Source organism: Dellaglioa sp. CoH-56-MRSF-14 (genome assembly GCF_056782115.1).
In genome coordinates, this window is record NZ_JBXAYB010000007.1 from 34,398 (window position 1) to 59,746 (window position 25,349).

The 25,349-nt window shown below is 33.2% G+C and carries 31 protein-coding genes and 1 pseudogene; 28 read left to right on the plus strand and 4 right to left on the minus strand.

The window, feature by feature from the left end; all coding sequences use genetic code 11:
- Positions 1-222 precede the first annotated feature (222 nt).
- The 8 genes from alaS (at position 223) to trxA (ending at position 7,745) form a co-directional block, all read left to right on the plus strand.
- Positions 223-2,880: an alanine--tRNA ligase gene (gene alaS, locus AC1RPX_RS07160; RefSeq protein ID WP_481761836.1), complete on the plus strand. Its 2,658-nt coding sequence runs from the start codon at positions 223-225 to the stop codon at positions 2,878-2,880.
- A 147-nt stretch (positions 2,881-3,027) separates the two neighbouring features.
- Positions 3,028-3,288, plus strand: coding sequence for an IreB family regulatory phosphoprotein (locus AC1RPX_RS07165; protein WP_481761835.1), 261 nt, complete (start codon positions 3,028-3,030; stop codon positions 3,286-3,288).
- An 8-nt stretch (positions 3,289-3,296) separates the two neighbouring features.
- A complete protein-coding gene (gene ruvX, locus AC1RPX_RS07170; protein WP_409021430.1) occupies positions 3,297-3,731 on the plus strand; it encodes a Holliday junction resolvase RuvX in 435 nt (144 codons plus the stop codon).
- 14 nt (positions 3,732-3,745) lie between these two features.
- Positions 3,746-4,039, plus strand: a complete 294-nt coding sequence (locus AC1RPX_RS07175; protein ID WP_409022780.1) for a DUF1292 domain-containing protein — start codon at positions 3,746-3,748, stop codon at positions 4,037-4,039.
- A 145-nt stretch (positions 4,040-4,184) separates the two neighbouring features.
- Positions 4,185-4,439, plus strand: a complete 255-nt coding sequence (zapA, locus tag AC1RPX_RS07180; protein WP_481761834.1) for a cell division protein ZapA — start codon at positions 4,185-4,187, stop codon at positions 4,437-4,439.
- A gap of 4 nt (positions 4,440-4,443) precedes the next feature.
- Positions 4,444-4,971, plus strand: a complete 528-nt coding sequence (locus AC1RPX_RS07185) for a CvpA family protein (protein WP_481761833.1) — start codon at positions 4,444-4,446, stop codon at positions 4,969-4,971.
- Between the two features lie 19 nt (positions 4,972-4,990).
- A complete protein-coding gene (locus AC1RPX_RS07190) occupies positions 4,991-7,348 on the plus strand; it encodes an endonuclease MutS2 (protein ID WP_481761832.1) in 2,358 nt (785 codons plus the stop codon).
- Between the two features lie 85 nt (positions 7,349-7,433).
- The gene (gene trxA, locus AC1RPX_RS07195) at positions 7,434-7,745 is read left to right on the plus strand and encodes a thioredoxin (RefSeq protein ID WP_409022776.1); all 312 of its coding nucleotides are present in this window, start codon (positions 7,434-7,436) and stop codon (positions 7,743-7,745) included.
- A 55-nt stretch (positions 7,746-7,800) separates the two neighbouring features.
- Here the strand turns inward: trxA and AC1RPX_RS07200 are convergent, their stop codons facing one another.
- On the minus strand, positions 7,801-8,289 hold the full coding sequence (locus AC1RPX_RS07200) for a YslB family protein (protein ID WP_481761831.1): 489 nt from the start codon (positions 8,287-8,289) through the stop codon (positions 7,801-7,803).
- 161 nt (positions 8,290-8,450) lie between these two features.
- On the opposite strand from AC1RPX_RS07200, the gene racE reads away from it, so the two are divergent.
- The 3 genes from racE to AC1RPX_RS07215 are packed head-to-tail and all read left to right on the plus strand — an operon-like array spanning position 8,451 to position 11,029.
- Entirely contained in the window at positions 8,451-9,260 is an 810-nt protein-coding gene (gene racE / locus AC1RPX_RS07205; protein ID WP_481761830.1) for a glutamate racemase, read from the plus strand.
- A 1-nt stretch (position 9,261) separates the two neighbouring features.
- Positions 9,262-10,503, plus strand: coding sequence for an XTP/dITP diphosphatase (locus tag AC1RPX_RS07210; protein WP_481761829.1), 1,242 nt, complete (start codon positions 9,262-9,264; stop codon positions 10,501-10,503).
- Position 10,504: 1 nt separating this feature from the next.
- Entirely contained in the window at positions 10,505-11,029 is a 525-nt protein-coding gene (locus AC1RPX_RS07215) for a YfcE family phosphodiesterase (protein ID WP_481762414.1), read from the plus strand.
- 48 nt (positions 11,030-11,077) lie between these two features.
- Here the strand turns inward: AC1RPX_RS07215 and AC1RPX_RS07220 are convergent, their stop codons facing one another.
- Complete coding sequence (locus tag AC1RPX_RS07220; protein WP_409022771.1) at positions 11,078-11,815, minus strand: MIP/aquaporin family protein; 738 nt, start codon at positions 11,813-11,815, stop codon at positions 11,078-11,080.
- Positions 11,816-11,980: 165 nt separating this feature from the next.
- Here AC1RPX_RS07220 and cbpB point away from each other — a divergent pair, with 165 nt between their 5' ends.
- The 3 genes from cbpB to AC1RPX_RS07235 are packed head-to-tail and all read left to right on the plus strand — an operon-like array spanning position 11,981 to position 14,374.
- Positions 11,981-12,463, plus strand: a complete 483-nt coding sequence (cbpB, locus tag AC1RPX_RS07225) for a cyclic-di-AMP-binding protein CbpB (protein ID WP_481761827.1) — start codon at positions 11,981-11,983, stop codon at positions 12,461-12,463.
- A gap of 27 nt (positions 12,464-12,490) precedes the next feature.
- Positions 12,491-13,198: a 2,3,4,5-tetrahydropyridine-2,6-dicarboxylate N-acetyltransferase gene (dapD, locus tag AC1RPX_RS07230; protein WP_481761826.1), complete on the plus strand. Its 708-nt coding sequence runs from the start codon at positions 12,491-12,493 to the stop codon at positions 13,196-13,198.
- A 30-nt stretch (positions 13,199-13,228) separates the two neighbouring features.
- A complete protein-coding gene (locus AC1RPX_RS07235) occupies positions 13,229-14,374 on the plus strand; it encodes an N-acetyldiaminopimelate deacetylase (RefSeq protein WP_481761825.1) in 1,146 nt (381 codons plus the stop codon).
- Positions 14,375-14,412: 38 nt separating this feature from the next.
- Here the strand turns inward: AC1RPX_RS07235 and AC1RPX_RS07240 are convergent, their stop codons facing one another.
- On the minus strand, positions 14,413-15,333 hold the full coding sequence (locus tag AC1RPX_RS07240) for a mechanosensitive ion channel family protein (RefSeq protein ID WP_481761862.1): 921 nt from the start codon (positions 15,331-15,333) through the stop codon (positions 14,413-14,415).
- A gap of 163 nt (positions 15,334-15,496) precedes the next feature.
- On the opposite strand from AC1RPX_RS07240, the gene AC1RPX_RS07245 reads away from it, so the two are divergent.
- Together AC1RPX_RS07245 and AC1RPX_RS07250 are read left to right on the plus strand one after the other, a co-directional pair.
- Positions 15,497-15,895 carry a DUF948 domain-containing protein gene (locus tag AC1RPX_RS07245; RefSeq protein WP_481761824.1) on the plus strand — a complete coding sequence of 133 codons (399 nt, stop codon included), beginning with the start codon at positions 15,497-15,499 and terminating at the stop codon, positions 15,893-15,895.
- An 18-nt stretch (positions 15,896-15,913) separates the two neighbouring features.
- Positions 15,914-16,423, plus strand: a complete 510-nt coding sequence (locus AC1RPX_RS07250) for a hypothetical protein (protein ID WP_409022765.1) — start codon at positions 15,914-15,916, stop codon at positions 16,421-16,423.
- A 192-nt stretch (positions 16,424-16,615) separates the two neighbouring features.
- Here AC1RPX_RS07250 and AC1RPX_RS07255 read toward each other — a convergent pair whose 3' ends face one another.
- Complete coding sequence (locus AC1RPX_RS07255; RefSeq protein ID WP_481761823.1) at positions 16,616-17,719, minus strand: M24 family metallopeptidase; 1,104 nt, start codon at positions 17,717-17,719, stop codon at positions 16,616-16,618.
- A 231-nt stretch (positions 17,720-17,950) separates the two neighbouring features.
- On the opposite strand from AC1RPX_RS07255, the gene ccpA reads away from it, so the two are divergent.
- The 12 genes and pseudogenes from ccpA to AC1RPX_RS07315 all read left to right on the plus strand — a co-directional run bounded on the left by ccpA (position 17,951) and on the right by AC1RPX_RS07315 (position 25,311).
- Complete coding sequence (gene ccpA / locus AC1RPX_RS07260) at positions 17,951-18,952, plus strand: catabolite control protein A (protein WP_409022763.1); 1,002 nt, start codon at positions 17,951-17,953, stop codon at positions 18,950-18,952.
- Between the two features lie 73 nt (positions 18,953-19,025).
- Positions 19,026-19,529 carry a VanZ family protein gene (locus tag AC1RPX_RS07265; protein WP_481761822.1) on the plus strand — a complete coding sequence of 168 codons (504 nt, stop codon included), beginning with the start codon at positions 19,026-19,028 and terminating at the stop codon, positions 19,527-19,529.
- A 108-nt stretch (positions 19,530-19,637) separates the two neighbouring features.
- Positions 19,638-20,372: a YebC/PmpR family DNA-binding transcriptional regulator gene (locus tag AC1RPX_RS07270; RefSeq protein WP_481761821.1), complete on the plus strand. Its 735-nt coding sequence runs from the start codon at positions 19,638-19,640 to the stop codon at positions 20,370-20,372.
- 134 nt (positions 20,373-20,506) lie between these two features.
- Positions 20,507-21,487, plus strand: coding sequence for a competence type IV pilus ATPase ComGA (gene comGA / locus AC1RPX_RS07275; RefSeq protein WP_481761820.1), 981 nt, complete (start codon positions 20,507-20,509; stop codon positions 21,485-21,487).
- Positions 21,429-22,487: a competence type IV pilus assembly protein ComGB gene (gene comGB / locus AC1RPX_RS07280; RefSeq protein ID WP_481761819.1), complete on the plus strand. Its 1,059-nt coding sequence runs from the start codon at positions 21,429-21,431 to the stop codon at positions 22,485-22,487. The genes comGA and comGB overlap by 59 nt, the downstream gene beginning before the upstream one ends.
- On the plus strand, positions 22,484-22,798 hold the full coding sequence (gene comGC / locus AC1RPX_RS07285; RefSeq protein WP_409022758.1) for a competence type IV pilus major pilin ComGC: 315 nt from the start codon (positions 22,484-22,486) through the stop codon (positions 22,796-22,798). The genes comGB and comGC overlap by 4 nt, the downstream gene beginning before the upstream one ends.
- Positions 22,776-22,859, plus strand: a pseudogene (locus AC1RPX_RS07290) (prepilin-type N-terminal cleavage/methylation domain-containing protein); the annotation flags it as partial. The gene comGC and the pseudogene AC1RPX_RS07290, both read left to right, overlap by 23 nt.
- A 9-nt stretch (positions 22,860-22,868) precedes the next feature.
- Positions 22,869-23,210 (plus strand): hypothetical protein, encoded by a 342-nt coding sequence (locus AC1RPX_RS07295; RefSeq protein ID WP_481762415.1) that lies wholly within the window; start codon positions 22,869-22,871, stop codon positions 23,208-23,210.
- A 1-nt stretch (position 23,211) separates the two neighbouring features.
- A complete protein-coding gene (locus tag AC1RPX_RS07300; protein WP_409022756.1) occupies positions 23,212-23,499 on the plus strand; it encodes a hypothetical protein in 288 nt (95 codons plus the stop codon).
- Between the two features lie 11 nt (positions 23,500-23,510).
- Positions 23,511-23,918, plus strand: coding sequence for a competence type IV pilus minor pilin ComGF (locus AC1RPX_RS07305; RefSeq protein ID WP_481762194.1), 408 nt, complete (start codon positions 23,511-23,513; stop codon positions 23,916-23,918).
- Between the two features lies 1 nt (position 23,919).
- Positions 23,920-24,216, plus strand: coding sequence for a hypothetical protein (locus AC1RPX_RS07310; RefSeq protein WP_481761816.1), 297 nt, complete (start codon positions 23,920-23,922; stop codon positions 24,214-24,216).
- Between the two features lie 78 nt (positions 24,217-24,294).
- The gene (locus AC1RPX_RS07315) at positions 24,295-25,311 is read left to right on the plus strand and encodes a class I SAM-dependent methyltransferase (RefSeq protein WP_481761815.1); all 1,017 of its coding nucleotides are present in this window, start codon (positions 24,295-24,297) and stop codon (positions 25,309-25,311) included.
- Positions 25,312-25,349: the final 38 nt, after the last annotated feature.

Genomic DNA, 25,349 nt, shown 5'->3' on the forward strand with positions numbered 1-25,349 from the left:
ATAAATTTAAATAGCCTAACAGAAACATTTCATTTGCTGAGAGAAATGATTATTTAAAAAAGCTGCCTTGTGTTAAGTATTAATAGAATGACGTCCACTCAACGTTATCGAGTTTAAGAGGTAAACGACTAAAACATCGTTGCAAGTAAGGTGGTACCGCGCTATAAGCGTCCTTACTCGCAGCGGTGTTTTTTGCTTAAAAATAGAAGGGAAGTCACACTTATGAAAAAAATGACAAGTACTGAAATACGCCAAATGTATTTAGATTTCTTTAAAGAAAAAGGCCATACAATTGAACCTAGTGCCTCATTACTACCTGTGGATGATCCCACATTACTGTGGATTAATTCCGGTGTTGCAACTTTAAAAAAATATTTTGATGGATCAGTTGTACCAGAAAATCCTAGAATTACGAATGCCCAAAAAAGTATTCGTACGAATGATATCGAGAATGTTGGTAAGACAGCACGTCATCATACGTTATTCGAAATGTTGGGTAATTTCTCAATTGGGGATTATTTTAAACCAGAAGCAATTAATTGGGCTTGGGAATTATTAACAAGTGAAAAATGGTTCGCATTTGATGCTGAAAAACTATACGTTACTGTTTACCCAAAAGATTTGGAAGCAAAACGTATCTGGTTAGAAGAAGTTAAGTTACCAAAGGATCATCTAGTAGAAGTAGAAGATAACTTTTGGGATATTGGACAAGGACCTAGTGGACCTGATACAGAAATTTTTTATGATCGTGGACAAAGTTTTAATAACTTAGCTGAGGATGATGACGAAAATTATCCTGGTGGCGAAAATGAACGTTATCTAGAAGTTTGGAATATCGTGTTCTCTGAATTTAATCACACACCTGAAAATAACTATGAACCACTACCTCATCAAAATATTGATACGGGGATGGGTTTAGAACGTGTTGTTTCGATTTTCCAAAATGCAAAAACTAATTTTGAAACAGATTTATTCTTACCCTTAATTGATGCAACTGAAAAAATGAGTAATAATAAAAAATATGATGATAATGCCCAAGATGATATTTCATTTAAGGTTATTGCAGATCATGCGCGTGCAATTTCATTTGCCATTGGTGATGGCGCTTTACCTTCTAATGAAGGACGTGGCTATGTTATTCGTCGATTAATTCGTCGTGCAGTGATGCATGGACAAAAATTAGGGATAGAAGGATCATTTTTAACGCAACTTGTACCTGTTGTTGGTAATATTATGAAGGATTATTATCCGGAAGTTTTAGAACAATCAGAGTATATTTCTAAAATTGTTCGTTCTGAAGAAGAACGATTTAATGAAACATTAAAAGATGGATTACAGTTATTAAATAATCTTATTTTAACGACTAAAAAAGAAAATAAAGTAGAGCTAACTGGTGCTGGTGTCTTTAAATTGTACGATACTTATGGTTTTCCATTTGAATTAACGAAAGAATATGCCGAAGATGAAGGATTATCTGTAGATCAAGTAGGGTTTAACGCTGAAATGCAACAGCAGAAGGATCGTGCTCGTGCTGCACGTAGTAATGCTAAATCAATGGGTGTTCAAAATGGGATGTTAACAGATATTAAAACAATTAGTGAATATGTTGGTTATACACAAGCTAATGTGGATGACGCCAAAGTGGTTGATTTAATTGTGGATAACGAGTTAGTAGATAACATAAAACCAGGTGATAACGCTCAAGTTATTTTTTCAAAAACACCATTTTACGCTGAAATGGGTGGACAAGTTGCTGATAAAGGAACTATCAAAGATACAGAAGGCAATGTTATTGCTGAAGTTGAAGAAGTTCAACATGCACCTAATGGACAAAATTTACACGCCATTAAAGTTCTTGCAGCAATGAAAAAAGACCAATTAGTGACACTAGAAATTAATCAAGATTTCCATAAAAAAGTTGAAAAAAATCATACGGCGACACATTTACTTGATCAAGCATTGCGAGATGTTCTGGGCGAACATACACATCAAGCTGGGTCATTAGTCGAACCCACTTATCTACGGTTTGATTTTACAAATATTGGTTCCGTTTCAGAGAAACAGTTAAAACAAGTTGAAAAGATTGTTAACGATAAGATTTGGGCTGAGTTAGCTGTTGAAACTGTTGAAACAGATATTGATTCTGCTAAAAATATGGGTGCCATTGCTTTATTCTCAGAAAAATATGGAAAAATTGTGCGGGTTGTGAAAATTGGCGATTATTCAATTGAATTCTGTGGTGGTACGCACGTTTCAAATACGAGTGAAATCGGCTTATTTAAAATTATTTCTGAATCAGGTGTTGGTGCCGGCGTTCGTCGTATTGAAGCAGTAACTTCTAAAGAAGCTTTTGATTTCTTAAACGGACGTAACGAACTCTTAGAAACAGTAGCACAACAAGTAAAAGTAAATAAAGTCGTAGAAGTTTCAAATAAAATTGAACAATTACAAAGTGCATTAAAAGTAAGTGAACAACAAATTCAAGCATTTGAAGATAAAATTGCTAGCCAACAAGCTGGGGATGTTTTCAAAAATAAACAAGAAATTAATGGTAAAACGTTAATTGCAGCAAAAGTTTCAGTTTCAGGGATGTCTCAATTACGTCAATTGGCTGACCAATGGAAAACCCAAGAATTATCAGATGTTTTGGCTATTGGAACAACAAGTGATGACGGTAAAGTTAATTTAATTACGGCAGTTAGTGCTGATGGCATTAAATCAGGATTAAAAGCGGGCGATTTAATTAAGACGATTGCGCCACTTGTTGGCGGTGGTGGCGGTGGCCGACCAGACTTAGCTCAAGCAGGTGGTAAAAATCCAGCAGGTTTAGCTGATGCAATCAAAGAAGCAGCAAATTGGTTAAATAATCAAACCAAATAATAATTAAAGGAGTATTTATCTAATAATAAATAGATAAATACTCTTTATTATATTACGGCTTGATTACATCAGCTTGTTTTGATTGTCGAATGGTCCTTTTTTTAGTAGAATAGAGCTAGGTTAATAAATTGATGGGGGTGCCACGTTATGAGTTCATTAGATAAAACAATGTTCTTTAATTTTGACGAAAATAATAAAAAAGATGTCCACGATACATTGGTAACTGTTTACCAATCATTAGAAGAAAAAGGGTACAACCCTATTAACCAGATTGTTGGCTATTTGTTATCGGGCGATCCTGCTTATATTCCTAGATTTAATGACGCACGTAATTTAATTAGAAAATATGAACGCGATGAAATTGTTGAAGAGTTAGTTAAAAATTACTTAAATACAGAAGAAAAGTAGGAAATTAAATGAGATTAATGGGCTTGGATATTGGTTCAAGAACGGTCGGCGTTTCAATGAGCGATTTATTAGGATGGACTGCCCAAGGCGTTGAAATTATTCGTATTAATGAAGACAGAAGTGACTTTGGTATTGAACGTGTCAAAGAATTGGTTACAGAGTATGAAGTAACTGGCTTTGTACTCGGCTTACCCAAAAATATGAACAACTCATTAGGCCCTCGTGCTGAAGCTGCGCAAAAGTACGGCGAGTTATTAGTTGAAACTTTTGGCTTGCCAATTGATTTTCAAGATGAACGGTTGACAACTGTTGAGGCAGAACGTATGCTTGTTGAACAGGCCGATACATCAAGAAAAAAAAGAAAAAAAGTTATTGATAAACTTGCTGCAAGCCTAATTTTACAGAATTATTTAGATGGTAAAGGCAAATTAACTAAAGAATAAAGTGAGGTCACAATATGAATAATGAAGAAGAAAACCAACAGATTACATTAGTAGATGATAACGGTAATGAAACACTTTTTGAAGTTCTGTTTACCTTTGAATCTGATGATTACAATAAATCATATATTATGCTTTATCCACTTGGCTCAGAAGCTGATGAAGAGGTTGAAATTCAAGCTTACTCATTTAGTCCTAATGAGAATGGTGAAGCAACTGAAAGTGATTTAGAACCAATCGAAGACGATGATGAATGGGATATGGTAGAAGAAGTATTGAATACCTTCCTTTCAGATGAAAGTATGCAATAGAAGATTATTTAAAAAGTTGAGCCAAATTGGTTTAACTTTTTTATTTTGTTTTAAATTATATATTATGGACTATGATACACATATCTCTTTTGATCAATTCGTGGTAAAATTATTTTTAAATGATTAAATGTAAGGAGGGTGTTCATTGGAAAATCAAAAGAATAGATATAAGACTAAAATCGGTAAAAAAGTGTATACAATTATTGGATCAGAATCAGACACACACATGGACGCCGTAGCAACATTGGTGAAAAATGAATTTCAATCAGTGAAGGACATGCTACCTGAAATAGATGATGAACAAGTAGCGATATTAGTAGCTATCAACGCAGTTTCAGATCAAATTAAATTACAAGAAAAATTAAATGAAATTAATGGTGAAACACAAGTAAAGGAGTAATATTATGACAGTTTCTTTAATTGTTATCTTTTTATTAATTGTGTCATTTTTTAACGGTTATAGAAAAGGATTAGTATTAACGCTTTTGAGAATTGTAGGATTTATCGCTATCTATTTATTTGCTAAAGTTTTAACAAATCCTGTTACTATTTGGTTGGGAGAACGTTTCCCTAAAATTATGGAAACTGATAAGACATCTATTACGAACCATCTTCAGACTAACTTTTATTCGATGATTGTATTTGCGGCTTTATTTGTGGTTGGCGGTATACTCATTAGAGGTATTATTAGAGTAATAAATTCTGTTACAAAATTACCAGTTATTCATCAGGTGAATTCACTAATTGGTGGGGTTCTATCGGTTATACTGATGTTTGTTTTTATTTTTATTGGGTTAATTATTTTGTCGGCTTGGCCTAATCAAAAAGTTAATGAAGCTGTTTTAGAATCGACGGTTGCTCAAAAAATACTAACAGATACGCCAACAATAGCTAAAAAGATGTTCATTACAAATACATCATCTACAGATTAAATGTTAGGAGAATTAAAGTATGAACGAAAAAGGATTAAAGACATTAGAATATCAAAAAGTTAAACAACAAATTCAAACATTTATATCTACTGAATCTGGACAAGAAGAAGTTAAGGCATTAGAGCCGATGACTAATCTCGAAAAAATCCAAAAGGATTTAGACGAAACACAAGATGCTGTGAAGATATTGCGACTCCGCGGTGGCATTCCTTTACCACAATTAGTCAACGTTAAGCCACATATGAAACGGTTAGATATGGGAGCTTCTTTGAATGGTAAAGAGCTATCTGCTGTTGGTCGTGTACTACGAACGACTAATGAGGTTAAATTATTTTTTAAAGATTTAGCAGATTCTGAAATTGAATTAACGAGATTATTTGAATGGATAGAAAAGCTTGAAAATCTACCTGAAATTAATCGTAGGTTGAATCAGTCAATTGAAAATGATGGTCACATTACTGATGAGGCTTCACCAGTATTGCATAATATTCGACAAAATATTTTACGCTCGGAAAGTGCCATTAGAGCTAAACTACAAGAATTTACGCGTGGTAAAAGTGCTAAATATTTAAGTGAAACATTAATTACAATTAGAAATGAACGTTACGTTATCCCTGTTAAGGCAGAATATCGTGGTCAATTTGGTGGCGCTGTTCATGACCAAAGTGCAACAGGACAGACCTTATTTATTGAACCGCAAGCAATTGTCGAGATGAATAATCATTTACGCGAACAGCAACTTGCTCAAGCAGATGAAGAACGTCGTATTTTGGCAGAGTTATCTGAATTAGTTGCACCTTTTACAGCAGAAATTTTAGAAAATGCTTATATTTTAGGACATTTCGATTTTGTTAATGCAAAGGCACAATATGCAAGCTCAATTAAAGCAACTGAACCAGCAATTAGTGTTGAAAATGACATTTTTTTAAGACAAGCACGTCATCCTTTATTGGATAGTAAAAAAGTAGTTGCTAACGATATTATGTTAGGAAAAGATTATCAAGCAATTGTTGTTACGGGACCTAATACCGGTGGTAAAACAATTACGTTAAAAACATTAGGCTTAATTCAGATGATGGGACAATCAGGTTTAAATATTCCAACAAATGAAGGTAGTCGTATTGGTATTTTTGAAGATATCTTTGCAGATATTGGGGATGAACAATCGATTGAACAGAGCTTAAGTACATTTTCTGCTCATATGACTAATATCGTTTCTATTTTAGCTAATATTAACGAACATTCATTAGTTTTATTTGATGAATTAGGAGCTGGAACGGATCCACAAGAAGGTGCAGCTTTGGCGATTGCAATTCTTGATGCTGTTGGAGAAAAAGGTAGTTATACAGTTGCTACAACACATTATCCCGAATTAAAAGCGTATGGGTTTAATCGTGCTGGAACAATTAATGCTAGTATGGAATTTGATAGTGAAACGTTACAACCAACTTATCGATTATTAATTGGAATACCTGGTCGTAGTAATGCGTTTGATATTTCTCGTAAAATTGGGTTAGCGTCAAATGTTGTTGATCAAGCGCAAAACTTGACCAATCAAGATAGCCAAGATTTGAATGAAATGATTTCTGACTTAATGAGTAAGCGAAAAAAGGCAGAAGATGAGACACTGGCATTAAAAGCACAACTAGAAGATTCAACGAAATTACATGATGACCTAGCTAAACAGTATGCCGAGTTTGTTGCGCAAAGAGAGTCAATGACGGATAAGGCTAAGGGAAAAGCTAATGAAATCGTGGCAGAAGCAGAAATAAATGCAGATAAAATAATAAAAGAAATTCGCCAAATGCAGATGCTTCAAGGACAAGCTGTTAAAGAACATGAATTAATTGATGCAAAATCACAATTATCACAAATGCATCAACCAACAAATGCTTTGAAGAAAAATAAGGTCCTACAACGAGCTAAAAATAAACAAGAATTCCATGTGAACGACGATGTCTTAGTTAAAACTTATGGTCAACAAGGTGTTTTAGTTAAAAAAATGAGTAAGACAGAGTGGGAAGTTCAACTTGGTATTCTAAAAATGAAAATTAATGAAAACGACCTTCAAAAAGTTCATATCGAGAATGATAAAAAGGATAGAACCATTTTTAAAAATGCGGCTTCAACAAGCGTTTCAACATCGCTTGATCTTCGTGGACAGCGCTATGATGATGCAATGAGCCAAGTTGATCAGTATATTGATTCTGTTTTACTTGCTGGATATGCTTCTGTTACTATTGTTCATGGTAAAGGGACTGGAGCCTTAAGAACTGGAATAACAGATTATTTGAAATCAAATCGTCATGTTAAGTCATTTGAATTTGCAGCACCCAATGCTGGTGGAAATGGCGCAACTATCGTAGAATTCAAGTAACGTTTACTTTTTGTAAGCAAAAATGTGGCGTGGTATTATTTTCTTTGATATGATGGTCACATAAATAATAAAAGGGGGAATTCAAATGGTACAAGCAATTACAGATAAAGAATTTGAAAAAGTAACAGATTCAGGTGTAACATTGACAGATTTTTGGGCAACATGGTGTGGTCCTTGTCGTATGCAATCGCCAGCTATTGAAGATTTAGAACAAGAAATGGGCGATAAAGTAAAATTTTCTAAAATGGATATTGATCAAAATCCAGCAACAGCACAATCTTTTGGTATCATGAGTATTCCAACTTTAATGATTAAAAAAGATGGCGAAGTTGTTGATACAATCGTCGGTTATCATTCAAAAGATCAGGTTAAAGAAGTTTTAGCACAATATATTTAGTAATTAAAAAGAGCTGACTTTTAAAGTCAGCTCTTTTTAATTATCTATTCGATAATTATTCAGTTTCAGTTGGTACTTTGAAGTGAAATTGGTCAGTTGGTTCTGTCATATTAGGATCTTTTAAATCAGTTTGAACAATAATTGAAACACCGGATTTATTATTTTGATTTTCAATTATTGTTTCTGATGTGAAACCACTTTGAATTTGGATAGTTTCAGCAATAAACCCAGCTTCTAGGTTAAAATCAGCAGACTTAATCTGATTCTGTCTGAAGGTAACAATATTACCAGATAGTAACCAAGTTTGCTTGTCTTTTTTTTCTTTAACCACTTCAAGAGTACCCCAATTTGCCTTTTCAAAAAAGGTAATAAGGTCTGCAATATTAGCGAGGTTAGCATTACGGGCCATTTTTTTACCAACCCAGTATAAAATTGTTGTATCCGTACCAATTACTTCTGGTATTAAACTATCGCGAATAAGTTCATATGCGAATGTATCATTGTTGTCAGCTGATAATAAATTTTCAATCAAATTTGGTTTCATATGGATCTCCCTCTGGATATATAATATACAAGTATTATACCGTTATTTAAGATTAGATGATATTGATTTTTCATAAATTAATGTTAAATGACTAGACTTGAATTTTGAGTAAAGACAAGTCATAATTAAGATTGATAAGTAATCGAAAAAGAGGTTAGAAAATGAATAATCAAGCAATTGGATTTATTGATTCAGGTGTTGGTGGATTAACAGTTGTAAAAGAAGCACTTAAACAATTACCAAACGAAAAAATATACTATTTAGGTGATACAGCTAGAATGCCATATGGACCTCGGCCCTCAGAACAAGTTTTAGAATTCACTTGGGATATGACATCTTTTTTGTTAAGTAAAGGGATAAAAATGTTAGTGATTGCTTGTAATACAGCAACGGCTGCTGCCTTGGATGATTTACGAGAAAAATTAGCAATCCCAGTGATTGGTGTTATAAAACCAGGAAGTAGAGCGGCAATTAAGTCATCTAAAAACCAAAGAGTAGGCGTTATTGGGACGGAAGGTACGATTAAAAGTAGCGCATATAGTAATACGTTACATGAAAAAAATCCTAATTTATTTGTGACGAGCTTACCTTGTCCAAAGTTCGTCCCAATTGTCGAGAGTGATCAATACGAATCAGAAATCGCTGAACGAGTTGTTAATGAAACGTTAGCTTTTTTTGATGATAAAAACATTGATACACTAGTCATGGGCTGTACTCACTATCCATTACTCAGACCTTTTATTCAAAATGCGGTTGGTGATAAAGTAACGTTGATTGATTCAGGAGCTGAAACAGTTAACGATGTTTCAACTATCTTAGATTATTTTAATATTGCGGCTAAAAGTGAAGCAAAAATTGAACATGAATTTTTTACGACGGGTGATGCGAATGATTTTAACGAAATTGCATCAGGTTGGTTAGGATTAGAAAATATAAATTCTAAAACAATTCATTTAGGACAGGGAGACTAACATGCGTAAAAATGAGAATCGAGATAATTTAGAAGTTAGACCAGTCTCAATTACAAAATTAAGTCTTAAGGAAGTCGATAGTGCGATTGAATACCAGTTGGGCTTGACTAAGGTAACAATTTTAGTTAACGAAACAGATAACATTGGTGAATTGAAAGTAGACGTTAATCAGTGGTTGAGTGCTCAAAGCAATGTCAAAATTGAATTGATTTTATCATCGCTTAAGACGGCCTTGGCAGAAACATTAAAAGATACTGGATTTAATTTACAAGTACAAATCATGCAAGCTGATGGGGATATTATTGCAACAGTTATTAATGCGAGTTATGTAGCAATTCAAAATTTATTGTTAAAGAGTAACGGTCAAAAATTAAAACCATTTTCAGCGATTAATGTTGGTTTCATTCATGATGAGTTATTTGCTGATTTAACAAGTGAAGAAGAGGAAACAGCCGATAGTCATTTATTAATTGTTCAAAATGAATCAGGGGCTTTTTTACAATTGAATTTTGAAAAATCTAATGCTGATTTACTTGGTGACAAATTAACGCAACTTTTAGGTGGAGCAATGTCAGGATTATCAGAATTAATGGGTAATTCGCAGAAGAAAACCATTTTAATTCAAAATGAACATATTGAGAATCAAAAAGATGTGATTTTAATTGCAACTAAAAATGAAGGAAAAGCGACTGAATTTAAACGTTTTTTTAATCCACTAGGATTTAAAGTTACTACGTTGTTGGACTATCCTGAATTACCAGATGTTGAAGAAACTGGGAAAACATTTGAAGAGAATGCAAGATTAAAGGCAGAAACAATTTCACAATTAACACAATTACCTGTTTTAGCAGATGATTCTGGTTTAATGGTGGACGCCTTAGATGGTCGACCAGGTATATTTTCTGCTCGTTTTGCTGAGGACCATAATGACGCTGCGAATAATGCGAAATTATTACATGAAATGACTGACGTGCCGAAAGACAAAAGGACTGCAAATTTCCATACAACGTTAGTTTTTGCAAAACCTGGTAACGAGTCACTAGTTGTAGACGGTGAAGTGGCTGGAGAAATTTTGGGTATACCACGTGGAGATAACGGATTTGGTTATGACTCACTTTTTTATGTACCTGAATTATATAAGTCTATGGCTGAACTGACTGAAGTAGAAAAAAATAAAATTAGTCATCGCGGTCGTGCAACCGTCAAGTTAATGTCAAATTTTAATGATTGGTGGGAAAAATAAGATGAAGTGCTTAGTTGTGAGTGATAGTCATGGAGATCGTGATATATTAGAATCTATTTTAGTACATAATAAAAATCAAGTTGATGTATTTTTTCATTGTGGCGATTCAGAATTAGAAGCAAATGATCCGCTTTTTAATAAATTTGATGGTGTCCTAGGAAACATGGATTTTGATATGAATTTTCCAGAAGAATTAGTTGAAATTGTGAGCGGGGAAACTATCTATCTCTCTCACGGGCATCTGACTAACGTTAAAACAGGACTGTTCACACTTGAATTAAAAGCTAAGGCTAATCATGCTAAATTCGTATTTTTTGGACATACTCATGAATTAGGATGTGAGATGACTGACGATGGCGTATTAATTTTAAATCCTGGGAGCATTAGTCTTCCTAGAGGGATGTATCAAGGGATTGGTGGAACATATGCGATAGTAGAAGCAAACGAAAAAAATGTTCACGTCTCATATTTCACTAGACAGCATAAATTAATACCAGAATTAACTTGCGAGTTTAAACGTAAATAGCGAAAAAAAACCTCTAAACGAATTTTATCGTTTAGAGGTTTTTAAAATTTAAGCTAGCATAAAAAGTGATTTGTATAGGAAAACGGCACAAATGCCGGCTGCAATTGGTGCAACGACTGGGACCCAACTATAATCCCATTGTGAGTTACCTTTATTTTTAAGAGGTAATAGTTGATGTAGTAAACGTGGAGCAAGATCACGAGCTGGGTTTAGGGCTGGGCCAGTTGCGCCACCCAATGATGCAACTAATACAAGGACTAAGAAACCTAATCCGAGATGAGCTGTTCCGAGGTTATCGGAGAAAAATGGTGCTTTTGTAATACCAATGGCGCCAAATATCAAAATGAAAGTACCAACAAATTCATTAATAAAACCATTTAATTTACTTTGAGCGGCATCAATAGTTGAGAAAGTACCTAAAATACGTTCAGGATCAGTTGTTTGATCATAGTAAGGTTTGTAGGCTGCAACAACAATAGCTTGTCCAACGAATGCACCTAAAAATTGTACTGTCATGTAGGGAAGTACTTCACCCCATGGGAACAAACCAGAAAAAGCTAATCCTAAAGTGAAAGCTGGATTAATATGATTTGCTGAAATACTACCAAAGATTAAGGCGGGAATCATAACACCGAATCCATAACCGAAGGCGATTAAAGCCCAATCACTACCATGTCCTTTTGTATGCCCAAGTTCGACATTGGCCACCGAACCATTACCTAAAATAACCATAATTGCTGTACCAATAAATTCTGCAGCTAATCTTGTTGTTAATGTATAATCCATTGTATCCTCCTATTTTTGTTCGCAATATTTATTATGTTACCAATATTGCGAACAAATGTAAATATTTATTAATAATTGGCTCGATTTTTAAAAAAAATTAGTGTCTGCGTTCAATTTATTATAAAATAGGAGTTGTTCTAAAAGTTTGGAAGGAGGACCTATTGAATGATAGCTAAGTCTATTGAAAAAATGTTATCCGAAAACCAGGAACACTTTTTAATTCCAGCTGAAATTGTTGCTAATGTACAAGAAAATAACTTCCTGGATCACGCACTATTGGTTTTAACAAAAGTTCATTATGCTAAAATTCCCGTTTTAGATAATGATTATAAGTTTAAAGGATTGTTATCCTTGTCTATGATTACTGAGACAATGTTAGGATTAGATGAATTGGATGTCAGCCGATTACACGAAGTTCGTGTTAAAGATGTTATGGAAACTGATATTCCCACTATTCAAGATCCTTACGATATTGAGAATGTTTTGCACTTACTTGTGGACCATCCCTTTTTATCAGTTGTTTCTTCTGAGGGCAGTTTTACAGGTATCGTGACACGTCGTGAGCTTATGAAAAGTATGAATCATATTGCTCATGAATTTGAAAAAGAGTATATAGTTCAAGATATTGAAACTAAAGAAAGAAAATAAATAATATGAAATATTAGGAGAATGATGATGGCAAATTTAGATGCACACGAAATTATTAATTTTATTAGCACTTCAAAAAAGAAAACACCCGTTAAGGTATATATTAAAGGGGATTTAGTTGAAATCGATGTACCAGATACGATAGAAGACTACTTAAATGATAAAGCTGGCGTTTTATTTGGTGATTGGGCAGATATTGAACCTTTCCTAAATGAAAATTCAAAAATTGTAAGTTCTCATATTGAAAATGAAACTCGTAATTCAGCTGTTCCGTTATTAGATTTAAAAAAGATTAATGCACGTATTGAACCAGGTGCAGTTATTCGCGATCAAGTTTTAATTGGCGATAACGCTGTTATCATGATGGGCGCTATCATTAATATTGGTGCTGAAATTGGTAAGGGAACAATGATTGATATGGGTGCTGTTTTAGGTGGTCGTGCAATTGTTGGAGATAATTGTCATATTGGTGCTGGAACAGTACTTGCTGGGGTTGTCGAACCACCTTCAGCAACACCTGTTATTATTGAAGATGACGTTTTAATTGGTGGAAATGTTGTCGTGCTTGAAGGCGTTCGTGTTGGTAAAGGTGCCGTTGTTGGTGCTGGAGCTGTTGTTACTAAAGATGTTGCACCTTATACGGTAGTCGTAGGGATGCCCGCAAAAAAAGTTAAAGATATCGATGATAAAACAAAAGATAAAACAGAAATTTTAGCAGAGTTACGTAATATCTAGAAATAAATTGAAACGAGGGAACAGATAGAAATGAGTTTAACAACTGAAGAACTAATTAAAATCAGACGGGACTTACACCAAATTCCGGAAATTGGATTAGAAGAATTTGAAACTCAAGCCTATCTACTGAACTTAATTTCAAAATTTAATCAAAGTTTTATAGTAATTAAAACAGTTGAAACTGGTATTTTAGTTCGAGTAGTTGGTTCTATTGGCGGGTATACAATTGGATATCGGACTGATATTGACGGACTACCTGTTACTGAAAAGACAGGACTGCCATTTTCATCACGGAATGAAGGTAGAATGCATGCTTGTGGGCATGATATTCATATGACGGTTGCGCTCGGAATTCTAAATTACTTTTCTGAAAATCAACCAACAGTAAATATGACTTTTATCTTTCAACCAGCAGAAGAAAATGCCAGTGGTGGTAAGCGACTCTATGAGAGTGGATTATTAGATGAGTGGATGCCTGATGAAATTTATGCATTCCATGATAATCCACAATTACCTGCTGGAACAATTGGAACTCGATTAGGCACTTTGTTCGCAGGTACGTGTGAAATTCATGCACACCTAGCCGGAAAAAGTGGACATGCTGCATACCCACATCAGGCTAATGACATGGTAGTTGCTGGTGCACAGTTGGTCACGCAATTACAAACGATTATCAGTCGAAATGTCGATCCAATACAATCTGGAGTTGTTACGTTGGGTCAATTTACTGCTGGAACGACTGGTAATGTTATTGCTGGTGAAGCACAGATTAATGGAACAATTCGTGCGTTAACACAAGAAATGAATTTATTGATTCAAAAACGTGTTAAAACAATTTGTGAGGGTATCGCATTAATGTACGATTGCGAAGTAGAATTAAACCTCATTCAAGGTGGTTATCTACCTGTTGAAAATGATGATAGCAGGACTGAAAACTTTATTCGATTTATGAAAAACGATCCAGAAGTTTCATTTGTTGAAACACAACCTGCAATGACGGGAGAAGATTTTGGATTTTTATTGTCTAAAATACCTGGAACAATGTTTTGGTTGGGTGTAGATAGTCCTTACTCGCTACATTCTGAATTTTTGGCGCCTAAAGAAGCTGCAATTGATGCAGGTGTTCTTGCAATGGTCCATTTTTTGACAGATAGAGATCAACAAATAAGAAACTAAAAAATGACTCAATTATGATTTCATAATTGAGTCATTTTTTAGTTAAGTGAGATAGGTGAGTTTAAGACATGTATTTGAGCATCATTTAAAGCCGTTAGATAACCGGCAAGAAATGTCCGTTGAGTAGATGCCTGTTCACCATTTAAAGTGAACACAACGACTCTAAAGACCAAATTTCCTTTGCCAAGATCAACTAGACCTAAAATATTTGGTCCATCTTTAATTTCGGGATGAAGTGGGACTAACTTTTCATTAACGTTCTGTACAATATGGGTGATTTTATCCACATCGTCAGTGACATCAATTCGGATATCGATAACTGCTCGCATATTATTGCGAGATAAATTACTGACAATTGTGATATTTCTATTTGGGACAAAATGCAAAATACCATCATAGTCTTCAATTTGAGTCGTACGTAGGCCGACAGCCACGATAGGACCCTCAATTGAATCAATTCTAACGATATCTCCAACATCGAATTGTTGTTCTAAAAGAATAAAGAATCCAGTGACGACATCAGTTACGAATCCTTGTGCGCCAAGACCTAAAGCAACACTTAAGATTCCGGCACCTGCAATTAAGGTACCAACGGGAACACCGAGCACCGACAGAATAGCGTAAAGATAAAAAAATAACATAATATAGTGAAAAATATTTGATGTTAGTGAATTGATTGTTTCAACTCTATTTGTTGAATATCTATCGGATCCTCGATATTGATTAAATGTCCGACGAATGATTTTTTTTCCAATCCAATTTATAAGGATAAATAGAAAAGAAAAGAAAACAAGAGAAAAAACTAGTTCAACTAGGTTACTAATAATGGCATCCCAATCGATATGAGCTATGTAACGTGAAAGGAAAGTACTTTGTTTTGTAACGGTTTTTAGTAATGTCCCTAAAAGTAAATTGTCCTTTGTGAAATGCTCTAAAAAAAGATTGTTTAAAATGGCGATCACCCCTAAATTAATTTATTGATATCATCATAGCAAACATGTGGGCTAATGTGTAATTTAAATACAAAACTGTCGTATGTTATCAATTGCAGTTTTTAGGTTCGAATGCTATCCTATAAGTAGATTTTGAATTAATGTACGTAAGTAAATAGGAGGAATTATTATGACAGGTGGACAAATTGCAGGATTAATTGCCGCTGTTGCTTTCGCGGTCTTAGTCCTATTCATTATTTTCGTTCTTATGAGAATGATGAGAACACTCGGAGAAGTGAATAAAAGTATTTCATCTATTACCAGCGATGTTGATGGCTTATCAAATGAAGTTGAGAATATACTCGTAAAATCAAATATTTTATTAGACGATGTAAATGGTAAAGTAGCAACAATTGATCCTTTATTTCAGGCTGTTGCTGATTTGAGTGAAAGTGTGTCTGATTTGAATGATGCAAGTCGAGGATTAATGACACACGTTTCAGCGACGTCAAAGAGGGCTAAAGATTCTTCAGCTTTCATTAATGTTGGTAAAAAGGCATTTAGTTTTTATAAAAATAGAAAAGTTTAAAACAAGGAGGGGTTTGTTATGTCAAAAAAATTTTTATTAGGATTGGTAGTTACAGGTGGGGTTGCCGCGTATACAGCTTCTAAATTAATTTCTGAAAAAACGAAACAAGATATTAAAGAACATTTGGAAGAAAAAGCTTTAGATGTACGTGATCGCGTGTTAGAGTATAAGGCTTACGCTGAAGACGCTAGTATTGATTTAAAAGATAAAATGGTTGATTTTGATGAAATGAAAAATAATCTAAGTGATAAATTTTCTGAAAAAAGTGAATTATTAATGAGCCAGGATGCGTATGTTAATGCTAAAGATGCATTAATTAATGCAAAGAACGATTTGAAAAACAAATTAGCTATGGAATCAGACGATATATTTGAACAAATGACTGATTTAACAGATGAGTTTTCAGACTTAGCTGAAGAAGACATCTATGTTGATAGCAAGAGTGCTTTTGGCGAAGCTAAAGATGCTGATGCTGCAGAAGGCAAAGCTGAAACAATTTATCCAGATGGATGGACAGGCGAAAAATAAAAGTAAAATGAGTACCACAATTTTTAATGCGAACTATTTGAATTAATTAACTTTAAAATAATAGGTAACCACATGTTGTTCGAAAAGGAGTAGCATATGGTTACCTATTATTTTAGTTAAGACTCGTAGTTTATGGAATATTTAAAAATAAAAACCCCTAAAGTTTTCTAACTTTAGGGGTTTTTATTTTTATTAGTGTAGTTCAATTGTTTTTAATGTTTTTGGTGTAACTGTAAATGGTTCATTACCGTTTTCAGTTAGATAAATGCAGTCTTCAATACGAACGCCAGCAACGCCTGGAATGTAAATACCAGGTTCTATTGAGAAACACATACCTGGTTTAAGTTCCATTTTATTTCCTTCCATAATTGAAGGGAATTCATGTTCACTTTGTCCCATACCATGACCAAGGCGATGAATAAAGTAGTCACCATAACCAGCCTTGACGATGACATCACGAGCAATTTTATCTAAATCTTCCGCAATCATACCTGGTTTAGCAGCAGATTGCGCTTTTAATTGCGCTTCAAGACAAACTTTGTGAATTTCTAATGCTTTTTCATTTGGTTTACCGAATGCTACAGTACGACTAGCATCTGAAATATAACCATCTGAGATAACACCTAAATCAAATAATGTTAAAGCATTTGATTGGATAAGATCCTTTTTTGCAAATCCATGAGGTTCAGCGGCATTTTTTCCACTTTGAACAATAGTGTCAAAGCTCATATGCATGATTCCTTTTTTCATCATTGCATATTCAATTTCTGCAACAACATCTTGTTCAGTTCTGCCTTCTTGAAGAGCGTTAAAGCCAACTTCAAAAGCAACATCTGCCCATTTTCCAGCAATTTTTAATTTTTCAATTTCGTCTGGTGTTTTAATTACTTTAAGTGTTTCGATAAAGCTTGTTGCATCAGCTACAAATTCAGCACTTGGGAAGATACGACTAATAGCATCATATCTTTCAACTGTTAGGCTGCCTTTTTCAATAGCCCATTTCTTTGGTGAATTTTTACGTTTATTTATTTCACTTTGTATGATTGCGAAAGCATCTTCGTGATCAAGATAACCATAAACGGGATATTTCCAGCCGGTATCTTTGGCAGCTTCGACTTCAAGAGCGGGTGTGAATAAAAATGGGTCTTGATCAGGAAATACAAAGAGAGCTAAAACGCGCTCAATAGGATCACTTTCAAAACCGGTAAAATATTGAATACTCATTGGATCGTTGATATAAGCAATGTCAGTACCATTATTGGCAAGCCATTGTTGTAAAGATGCAATATGTGACATGAAATCTCTCCCTTTACAATAGTATACTGTATTATAGCATAAGTAAGACATAACAATTAAATATTGAAATTTTCATAACAATTAAAAATTGAAATTTTCATAATATAAAAATTATTTTCATGAAAATAAGGTAAAAACGCTTGCAATTGTCTTAAAAATTTGCTAAATTATTCTAGTGCTTGAAAACGGAATGAAAACTTGATATTTAAGTAATGAGAGGAAATAATACTAATGGATAAACAAACAATTACAATTTATGACGTAGCAAGAGAAGCAGCTGTTTCAATGGCAACTGTTTCACGTGTGGTTAACGGTAACCCTAACGTTAAACCTGCAACAAGAAAAAAAGTTTTGGAAGTTATTGATCGACTTGATTACAGACCTAATGCTGTTGCTAGAGGATTGGCAAGTAAGAAAACGACAACAGTTGGGGTTATTATTCCCGATGTAACTAATATTTACTTTTCATCATTAGCTCGTGGAATTGATGATGTTGCAACAATGTATAAATATAATATTATTTTAGCTAACTCTGATCAAAATGGTCAAAAAGAAGTGCAAGTATTAAATACATTATTAGCTAAACAAGTTGATGGTATTATTTTTATGGGAAATCAAATTACTGATGAATTACGTGCTGAACTTAAGAGAAGTCGTACACCAGTTGTCCTTTCAGGTTCAGTTGATCCTACTGGAGAATTAGGTAGTGTTAATATTGATTATATTGCAGCTGTAATGGAATCAGTAACGGATCTAATTAATAATGGCAATAAACGTATTGCATTTGTTTCAGGTTCAATGGATGAACCCATTAATGGCGAATACCGACTAAAAGGCTATAAATTAGCTCTTGAAAAAGCCGGAATAAAATTTGATCAAGACTTAATTTTTGAAACAGATTATTCATATCGAGCTGGCGAAACCTTATGGCCAGCAATTTCTTCAAGTCATGCAACTGCTGCTTTTGTTGGTGATGATGAATTAGCTGTTGGTGTTTTGAATGGTGCTCGAGATGCTGGTTTGAGTGTACCCGAAGATTTTGAAATTATTACAAGTAATGATTCAAAATTGACTGAGATTGTTAGACCCAAATTATCTTCAATAACACAACCTTTATACGATTTAGGGGCTGTATCTATGAGATTATTAACAAAATTAATGGATAAAGAAGAAGTTAGTGAAAAAACAATCCAATTACCATATGGCTTAATTAAGCGTTCTTCAACAAAATAATATAATAAAAAACTTGGTTTTCTAAATTATATTTGGAAAATCAAGTTTTTATTATACTTGGATGGGAAATTTTATGAAAAATAAAAATAATATTTACTTTGTTTTAGCCTTATTAATTATTGTAATTCTGTTTATTAGTTCTTCGGAAACGTACAAGCAGCAGACATCTATTCCTTTTTTAGAAAAGTATTTAGCTGGTAAACCATTTGAAAGTATGTTGTCACATATTTCATTTAGTTATGCTGGAGCAGATGAAAGTTTTAACCATGTTGGTTATTTTAAATTAGTTGAGTTTTTCATCCGTAAAACTGCTCATTTTATGACATATTTCTTTATGGCTAGCTTCATATTCTTGGGAGTGAAAAATAAAATTAAGTATTGGCGTTACAGTGGGCTTATTGCAGTTGCTTGTGCAGCGCTATATGCAGGACTTGATGAAATTCACCAAAGTTTTACAGGTGGCAGAACGCCCTTAATCCAAGATGTTTTACTTGATACAATTGGTGCAACAACAGGTGTAATTTTGACGATATTAATTTTAATGTACTATCGGCACAAAAAAGCTAAAGAAAACTAGTTCAGTCCTATTCTCGTGAAGAAGGTTGATATTAAGCTATTATTTTGATATCATAATAAACGGTTAAAAGTAAAAATTCAGAAACATTTCGGAAAGAGGTAGGGAATTATGTCAGGACATTCAAAATGGAATAACATCCAAGGTCGTAAAAATGCACAAGATGCTAAACGTGGTAAAATTTTCCAAAAATTATCGAGAGAAATTTACATGGCTGCAAAAAGTGGTGGTCCTGATCCCGATTCGAACCCCTCATTACGTTTGATGCTTGATAAAGCTAAAGCTGCAAATATGCCAAAAGATAATATTAAACGTGCTATTGATAAAGCGTCTGGTTCAGAAGGTGCAGATTATGAAGAAATTACATATGAAGGCTATGCACCTGGTGGCGTTGCCATCTTAGTTCATACCTTGACGGATAATCGTAATCGGACTGCTTCAGAAGTTCGTATTGCATTTACACGTAATGGTGGAAATTTAGGAGAAACAGGTTCAGTTAATTACATGTTTGATCGTAAAGGTTACATCGTTATTTCTCGTGAAGAATTAGATACTGATGAAGATGCTATGTTTGAAGATGTTATTGATGCTGGTGCTGAGGATTTGAAAACATCAGAAGAATTATTTGAAATCTATACAGATTCAAAAGATTTACCAGATGTACGTGCTTCATTAGAAGCAAAGGGATACAAATTAGATACATTTGAATTAGTAATGATTCCTCAAAATCTAGTACCAGTACCGGAAGATAAAATTGAACAATTCCATCATATGATTGATGCATTGGAAGAAAATGATGATGTTTCAGAAGTGTTCCATGCTGGTGATATTGCAGACGAAGATTAAGATACTCTCTATAATAAAGAGATAAGTCATCTTAAAAAGTTAGAAATTAATTAAATATAAAAATATGAAAAGCCAAAATTAAATGTTTTGGCTTTTTTTGCGTACTTAAATATATGGAAAGGAGGGATATTGAGATGATTGAAACAGAAATACAAGAAATGATTAAAATATGTGTTAAAAACAGAGCAAGTGATATGTATATAATTCCAAGTGCCAAGGGATGCTTAGTTAAGTATCGAACGTTGAATAACTATCATAGCCTTAATGTATATTCAGAAAAAAAGATGATACAAATGAATAATTTTCTTAAATTTAAGGCAAATATGATTCTGAGCGAAACTAGGCGGCCGCAGTTTGGGACTTTTCAATGGCAGATAGAACATAAAAAGGTAAATTGCCGAATTTCGAGTGTTGGCGATTTTTTAGGTAGAGAATCGATTGTTATACGATTTATTTATTCGAATACCGATGTACCGTTACTTCAACTTTTACCAAATCAATTTCAGCAGTTGATAAATGCATGTGGGTCCAGTGGGCTAATTTTATTCTCAGGTCCAATGGGTTCAGGTAAGACAACGACAATGTACCAACTGGCTGAAATGATTCAGAATCAAAGAACAATATTAACTATTGAGGATCCAGTTGAAATTCAAAATCCTAATTTTATTCAATTACAGGTTAATGATAAAGCAAACATGACATATGCGGAATTATTAAAAGTTGGATTGAGGCACCATCCTGATATTTTTATTATCGGTGAAATCAGGGATGAAGTCACTGCCAATGCTGCAATTAAAGCTGCAATGAGTGGTCATTTAATTTTAAGTACCGTACATGCAAGAAATGCAGTAGGAACAATTAAACGACTTGAAAATCTTGGCGTTAGTCGAGATGATCTCAATAGAACGCTACAGGCAGTAAGTTATCAGCGATTAATTGAAACAACGAAAGGTGGAAGCGGTGTACTATTTGATATATTAACAGGTCAAAAGTTAGAGTCTGTTCTTGAAGGAACATTTAATCAAAAAATAGCTTTAGAAAGGTGGCATGATAACCTTGATCAATGTATTAAGAAAAATATTATTACAATTGAAACAGCAAATAATTTTAAATAGAAGAAAATGGTCAATTCAAAAACAAAGTGAATTTTTCGAAGTCTTGGCAGACTTATTAGATTCGGGATTTTCGCTCAGGCAATCTTTAACAACGGCGACTAAATTATTTCCAGTTGGGAAAATAGATATTCAAAAAATTGAATCCAAGTTAAGAAGTGGTGAACCCTTCTCAACAGGTATCAAGCCGTATATTTCAAAAAGTTCGTATTATCAAATTACGATTTCTGAAAAATATGGCGGATTAAATAAAAGTATTAAACAACTCGGAAAATTGATGACGGTTAGAGTAAAACAAAAGAAACAGTTAAAGCAACTCATGCAATACCCAATGATTCTGATGGGATTACTGGTTGTCTTATATATCGGAATCCAACAATTTATTTTGCCTGAAATAAATTATAGTCAGTTAGGTGCGTCATCAAATTCTAACTTTAAAATGATTTTAATGAAGAGTATTATCTCTGTCGTAATTAGTCTATTTATCGGATATATCATAAAAATTATCATTCGTGTTTCAAAACAAAGTACGATGAACAGGCATGTTTGGTATTGTCAGGTCCCCATAGTAGGTAAAATTTATCGGGATTATTGTCATTATTATTTAACATTTAATTTGGGTCTGCTTTTAGCAAGTGGTTTAAATTTGAATAAAATATGTGATTATTTAAATCAATTTGATCAAAAATCTTTACTATATCAGTTAGGTAAACAGTTAACGAATCATTTTGAAAATGGTGGGAGTACAAAACAAATGATCGATAAAAGTCCTTTATTTCCTAATGAGATAACGACATTTCTCGCAAAAGGTAATACGTTAGATGTGATGAGCCAAGAATTATTAATGTATTCGGAATTAACTTATCGTAAATTTGAGTCATCTGTCGAAAGAATCATGATTTATGTACAGCCAGTTGCATTCATAATTGTAGCGGCCTGTATTGTTGGGTTGTATTTAACAATATTATTACCTATGTATCAAACTATGGAGGAAATTCAATGAAAAAAAATAGAAAAAAATTAAAAGCATTTACGCTTGTTGAAATGCTATGTGTCTTATTTATTATCTCACTTCTAATGTTGATTATATTACCTAACATTGGACATCAAAGAGCAGGTGCTAAACGGGTTAATGATGAAGCGTTAGTTAGCGTCGTCCAAACGCAGGTTGATTTGTATGAAAATGAAACGCATAATAAATCGATAAATTTTGCTGATTTAGTTTCGGAAAAATATTTAACTGAAAAGCAAGAAAAGGAAGCAAAAGATAATCATATTATTATCTCGAATAATGTTGTTAAAACAGAAAACTAAATTTAAAGCATTTAGTTTATTTGAAATGCTTATTTCGTTGGCAATTACTAGTATTTGTGGTCTATTGCTAATGGGGCCAATGGATCAAGTACTTGCGATATCTAAAGAAAAACAATTTTGGCAAAATTTTGAACAACTTTGGCAAAGTGCAGTGGTAGAGGCACCGATGAATCGGATGCCTAATAGTATTAATTTTAATGATGATAAAATGACCATTATTAATGGCAATAGTAAAATTAAATTAGACTATCCGAAGACTGTGACAGTTAAAAATAGAGTAACGATAAAAATAAATAAAAGTGGGCAAATCACTGGTAAAACAGTTAATTTTAAATCCACATTACCAAATAGAAATCAAAAAATAGTATTTCAAATTGGGTGGGGTCAATTTATTAGAAAGGATGTCGAATAACGTGCGTAAAATGTCAGGAATTGTGTTAGCTGACGCTATTATGACTTTAACTATTGTCGCATCAGGTTTTGGATTATATGTACAGACCAATCACACATTACAGAAACAAGAAGATTATTGGAATCATAAAACAACAACTACAAGAAATCTGAAAGAAATCAGTAAATTATTAGTCATTCATCCGACAAGTAAATTATCAAAAATAGTTGATGGCGAATTACAATGTGCTACTATGTCTGAAATTCGAATTAAGTCTGAAAATGATTTAACAAGTATTAAATTGCAATGAAAAGTTTTTCTTTGTTAGAAACTATTATTGCATTAGGTATATTTATCATCTCTCTTAGTCTAATGACAACATGTTGGCACTTATGTACAAATGAACACCAAGAAATTAGCGGAGATAGAGATTTTTCGTTACAGCAATGTATCGGATTATTGGAGTCAGATCACTTAGATTTGAAGATAATAGATGTTGGTCAATATACAATTTCATTAAAAAATAATAAGACAGGAGCTCGCTACTATCTTAGTCAGCATAATGAAATGATACAGTTTATTGGATTTTCAGGAGGTCATATACCAATTTTATATCATGTGAAATCATTTTCGGTGGCATACGATGAACCAATTCTATTTTTAAAAATCAAACAAGAACACCAAAATAAGACTTTAAAATTGGTAATACCTATGGAAAAAAAGGATTAAGATGCGAAAAATCAAATTATTAAACGGACATTTAGTTGTATCAGCCATATTTTGTTTAATGTTATTAATTGGTTTGTTATTGGGACAACTGATATATTTCCAAGCAAAATTCACTAGTTATCAGAAAATATGCCAATATAATCAAGCAGAAACTATGAAAAACATGACTATTTTAAATCAAAAAGCAAAAAATCTAAAAGAAAAATATACTTATAATTATGGTGTTGTTGAATATCAAAAAGGAGCCTATCAGGTTATTTTGAAGAATGGTAATCGATATTCTTTTTCAGAAAAATGATAAAAAAGAAACTTAACTTGAATTGAGAATTAAAAATCGTTAAACTGAAACGAGCAAATAAATTCAAGGAGTGATTTTATGTCATTAGAAGAAATAGAAATGAACTTTAATCAGATTAATGAAACAATTGATATTTTACAAAAAAGTTTAGAAATCACTTATTTGGACGCATTTATTGAGACTAGCAATAATTTGTTAGATAATAAATCTGTACACGTAGAAGATGGATTACCAAGTGAGCAAGATGTAAAAATTTTGAATCAGATTTATAAAAAAATGAATTTGAATGCCTTATCGTCAGAAGATGTACGTAAAGTTGTACAGTTAGTTTTATTGAAGGCAACAAGACAAGAAAGTATTCAACCTAATCATCAAATAACACCAGATACAATTGGATTTTTAGTTGCATTTGTATTAGAAAAATTAATAAGTACAAAAAAATCGTTTAGTTTATTGGACATTACAGTGGGATCAGGGAACTTACTGACGACGATTTTGAATCAAATGGCTGCTGATAAGTTTGAGATTTCAAAAGCATACGGGATTGATAATGATGATACAATGTTATCAATTGCAGGGTTAAGTGGACAATTACAACACTTAAATTTAGAATTATTTCACCAAGATGCGGTTGATGACCTAATTGTAAAAAAATCTGATGTTGTTATTGCTGATTTACCAATTGGTTATTACCCTCTAGATGAAAGAGTTACCCATTTTGCTACACATGCAACTGAAGGTCATTCATATGTACATCATTTATTAATAGAACAATCAATCAAATACTTAAATGATGGCGGTTTTGGCATATACCTTGTTCCTACTGGTTTATTTGAAACAGAGGAAGCAAAAAAATTACTCGTTTACATTCAATCAAATGCATATCTTCAAGGTATGCTCAATTTACCTGTGGAATTATTTAGTTCAGCTAATTCACGTAAATCTATTTTGATTTTACAGAAACATGGCGAAGGTAGTAAACAAGTTGATGAAGTACTATTAGGTGATTTCCCATCACTAAAGGGTGAAGAACTATTTCAGAGCTTTGTTAAAACGTTAGATAAGTGGATAAAGGCCAACTTTAATAATAAGTAAAGTGACTCATATTTTGAGTCGCTTTTTTTATTTAATTA

Coding starts and splice junctions, on each gene's coding strand:
- alaS (WP_481761836.1), top strand. CDS start 223: ATGAAAAAAATGACAAGTACTGAAATACGCCAAATGTATTTAGATTTC.
- AC1RPX_RS07165 (WP_481761835.1), top strand. CDS start 3,028: ATGAGTTCATTAGATAAAACAATGTTCTTTAATTTTGACGAAAATAAT.
- ruvX (WP_409021430.1), top strand. CDS start 3,297: ATGAGATTAATGGGCTTGGATATTGGTTCAAGAACGGTCGGCGTTTCA.
- AC1RPX_RS07175 (WP_409022780.1), top strand. CDS start 3,746: ATGAATAATGAAGAAGAAAACCAACAGATTACATTAGTAGATGATAAC.
- AC1RPX_RS07185 (WP_481761833.1), top strand. CDS start 4,444: ATGACAGTTTCTTTAATTGTTATCTTTTTATTAATTGTGTCATTTTTT.
- AC1RPX_RS07190 (WP_481761832.1), top strand. CDS start 4,991: ATGAACGAAAAAGGATTAAAGACATTAGAATATCAAAAAGTTAAACAA.
- trxA (WP_409022776.1), top strand. CDS start 7,434: ATGGTACAAGCAATTACAGATAAAGAATTTGAAAAAGTAACAGATTCA.
- AC1RPX_RS07200 (WP_481761831.1), bottom strand. CDS start 8,289: ATGAAACCAAATTTGATTGAAAATTTATTATCAGCTGACAACAATGAT.
- racE (WP_481761830.1), top strand. CDS start 8,451: ATGAATAATCAAGCAATTGGATTTATTGATTCAGGTGTTGGTGGATTA.
- AC1RPX_RS07210 (WP_481761829.1), top strand. CDS start 9,262: ATGCGTAAAAATGAGAATCGAGATAATTTAGAAGTTAGACCAGTCTCA.
- AC1RPX_RS07215 (WP_481762414.1), top strand. CDS start 10,505: ATGAAGTGCTTAGTTGTGAGTGATAGTCATGGAGATCGTGATATATTA.
- AC1RPX_RS07220 (WP_409022771.1), bottom strand. CDS start 11,815: ATGGATTATACATTAACAACAAGATTAGCTGCAGAATTTATTGGTACA.
- cbpB (WP_481761827.1), top strand. CDS start 11,981: ATGATAGCTAAGTCTATTGAAAAAATGTTATCCGAAAACCAGGAACAC.
- dapD (WP_481761826.1), top strand. CDS start 12,491: ATGGCAAATTTAGATGCACACGAAATTATTAATTTTATTAGCACTTCA.
- AC1RPX_RS07235 (WP_481761825.1), top strand. CDS start 13,229: ATGAGTTTAACAACTGAAGAACTAATTAAAATCAGACGGGACTTACAC.
- AC1RPX_RS07245 (WP_481761824.1), top strand. CDS start 15,497: ATGACAGGTGGACAAATTGCAGGATTAATTGCCGCTGTTGCTTTCGCG.
- AC1RPX_RS07250 (WP_409022765.1), top strand. CDS start 15,914: ATGTCAAAAAAATTTTTATTAGGATTGGTAGTTACAGGTGGGGTTGCC.
- AC1RPX_RS07255 (WP_481761823.1), bottom strand. CDS start 17,719: ATGTCACATATTGCATCTTTACAACAATGGCTTGCCAATAATGGTACT.
- ccpA (WP_409022763.1), top strand. CDS start 17,951: ATGGATAAACAAACAATTACAATTTATGACGTAGCAAGAGAAGCAGCT.
- AC1RPX_RS07265 (WP_481761822.1), top strand. CDS start 19,026: ATGAAAAATAAAAATAATATTTACTTTGTTTTAGCCTTATTAATTATT.
- AC1RPX_RS07270 (WP_481761821.1), top strand. CDS start 19,638: ATGTCAGGACATTCAAAATGGAATAACATCCAAGGTCGTAAAAATGCA.
- comGA (WP_481761820.1), top strand. CDS start 20,507: ATGATTGAAACAGAAATACAAGAAATGATTAAAATATGTGTTAAAAAC.
- comGC (WP_409022758.1), top strand. CDS start 22,484: ATGAAAAAAAATAGAAAAAAATTAAAAGCATTTACGCTTGTTGAAATG.
- AC1RPX_RS07295 (WP_481762415.1), top strand. CDS start 22,869: ATGGGGCCAATGGATCAAGTACTTGCGATATCTAAAGAAAAACAATTT.
- AC1RPX_RS07310 (WP_481761816.1), top strand. CDS start 23,920: ATGCGAAAAATCAAATTATTAAACGGACATTTAGTTGTATCAGCCATA.
- AC1RPX_RS07315 (WP_481761815.1), top strand. CDS start 24,295: ATGTCATTAGAAGAAATAGAAATGAACTTTAATCAGATTAATGAAACA.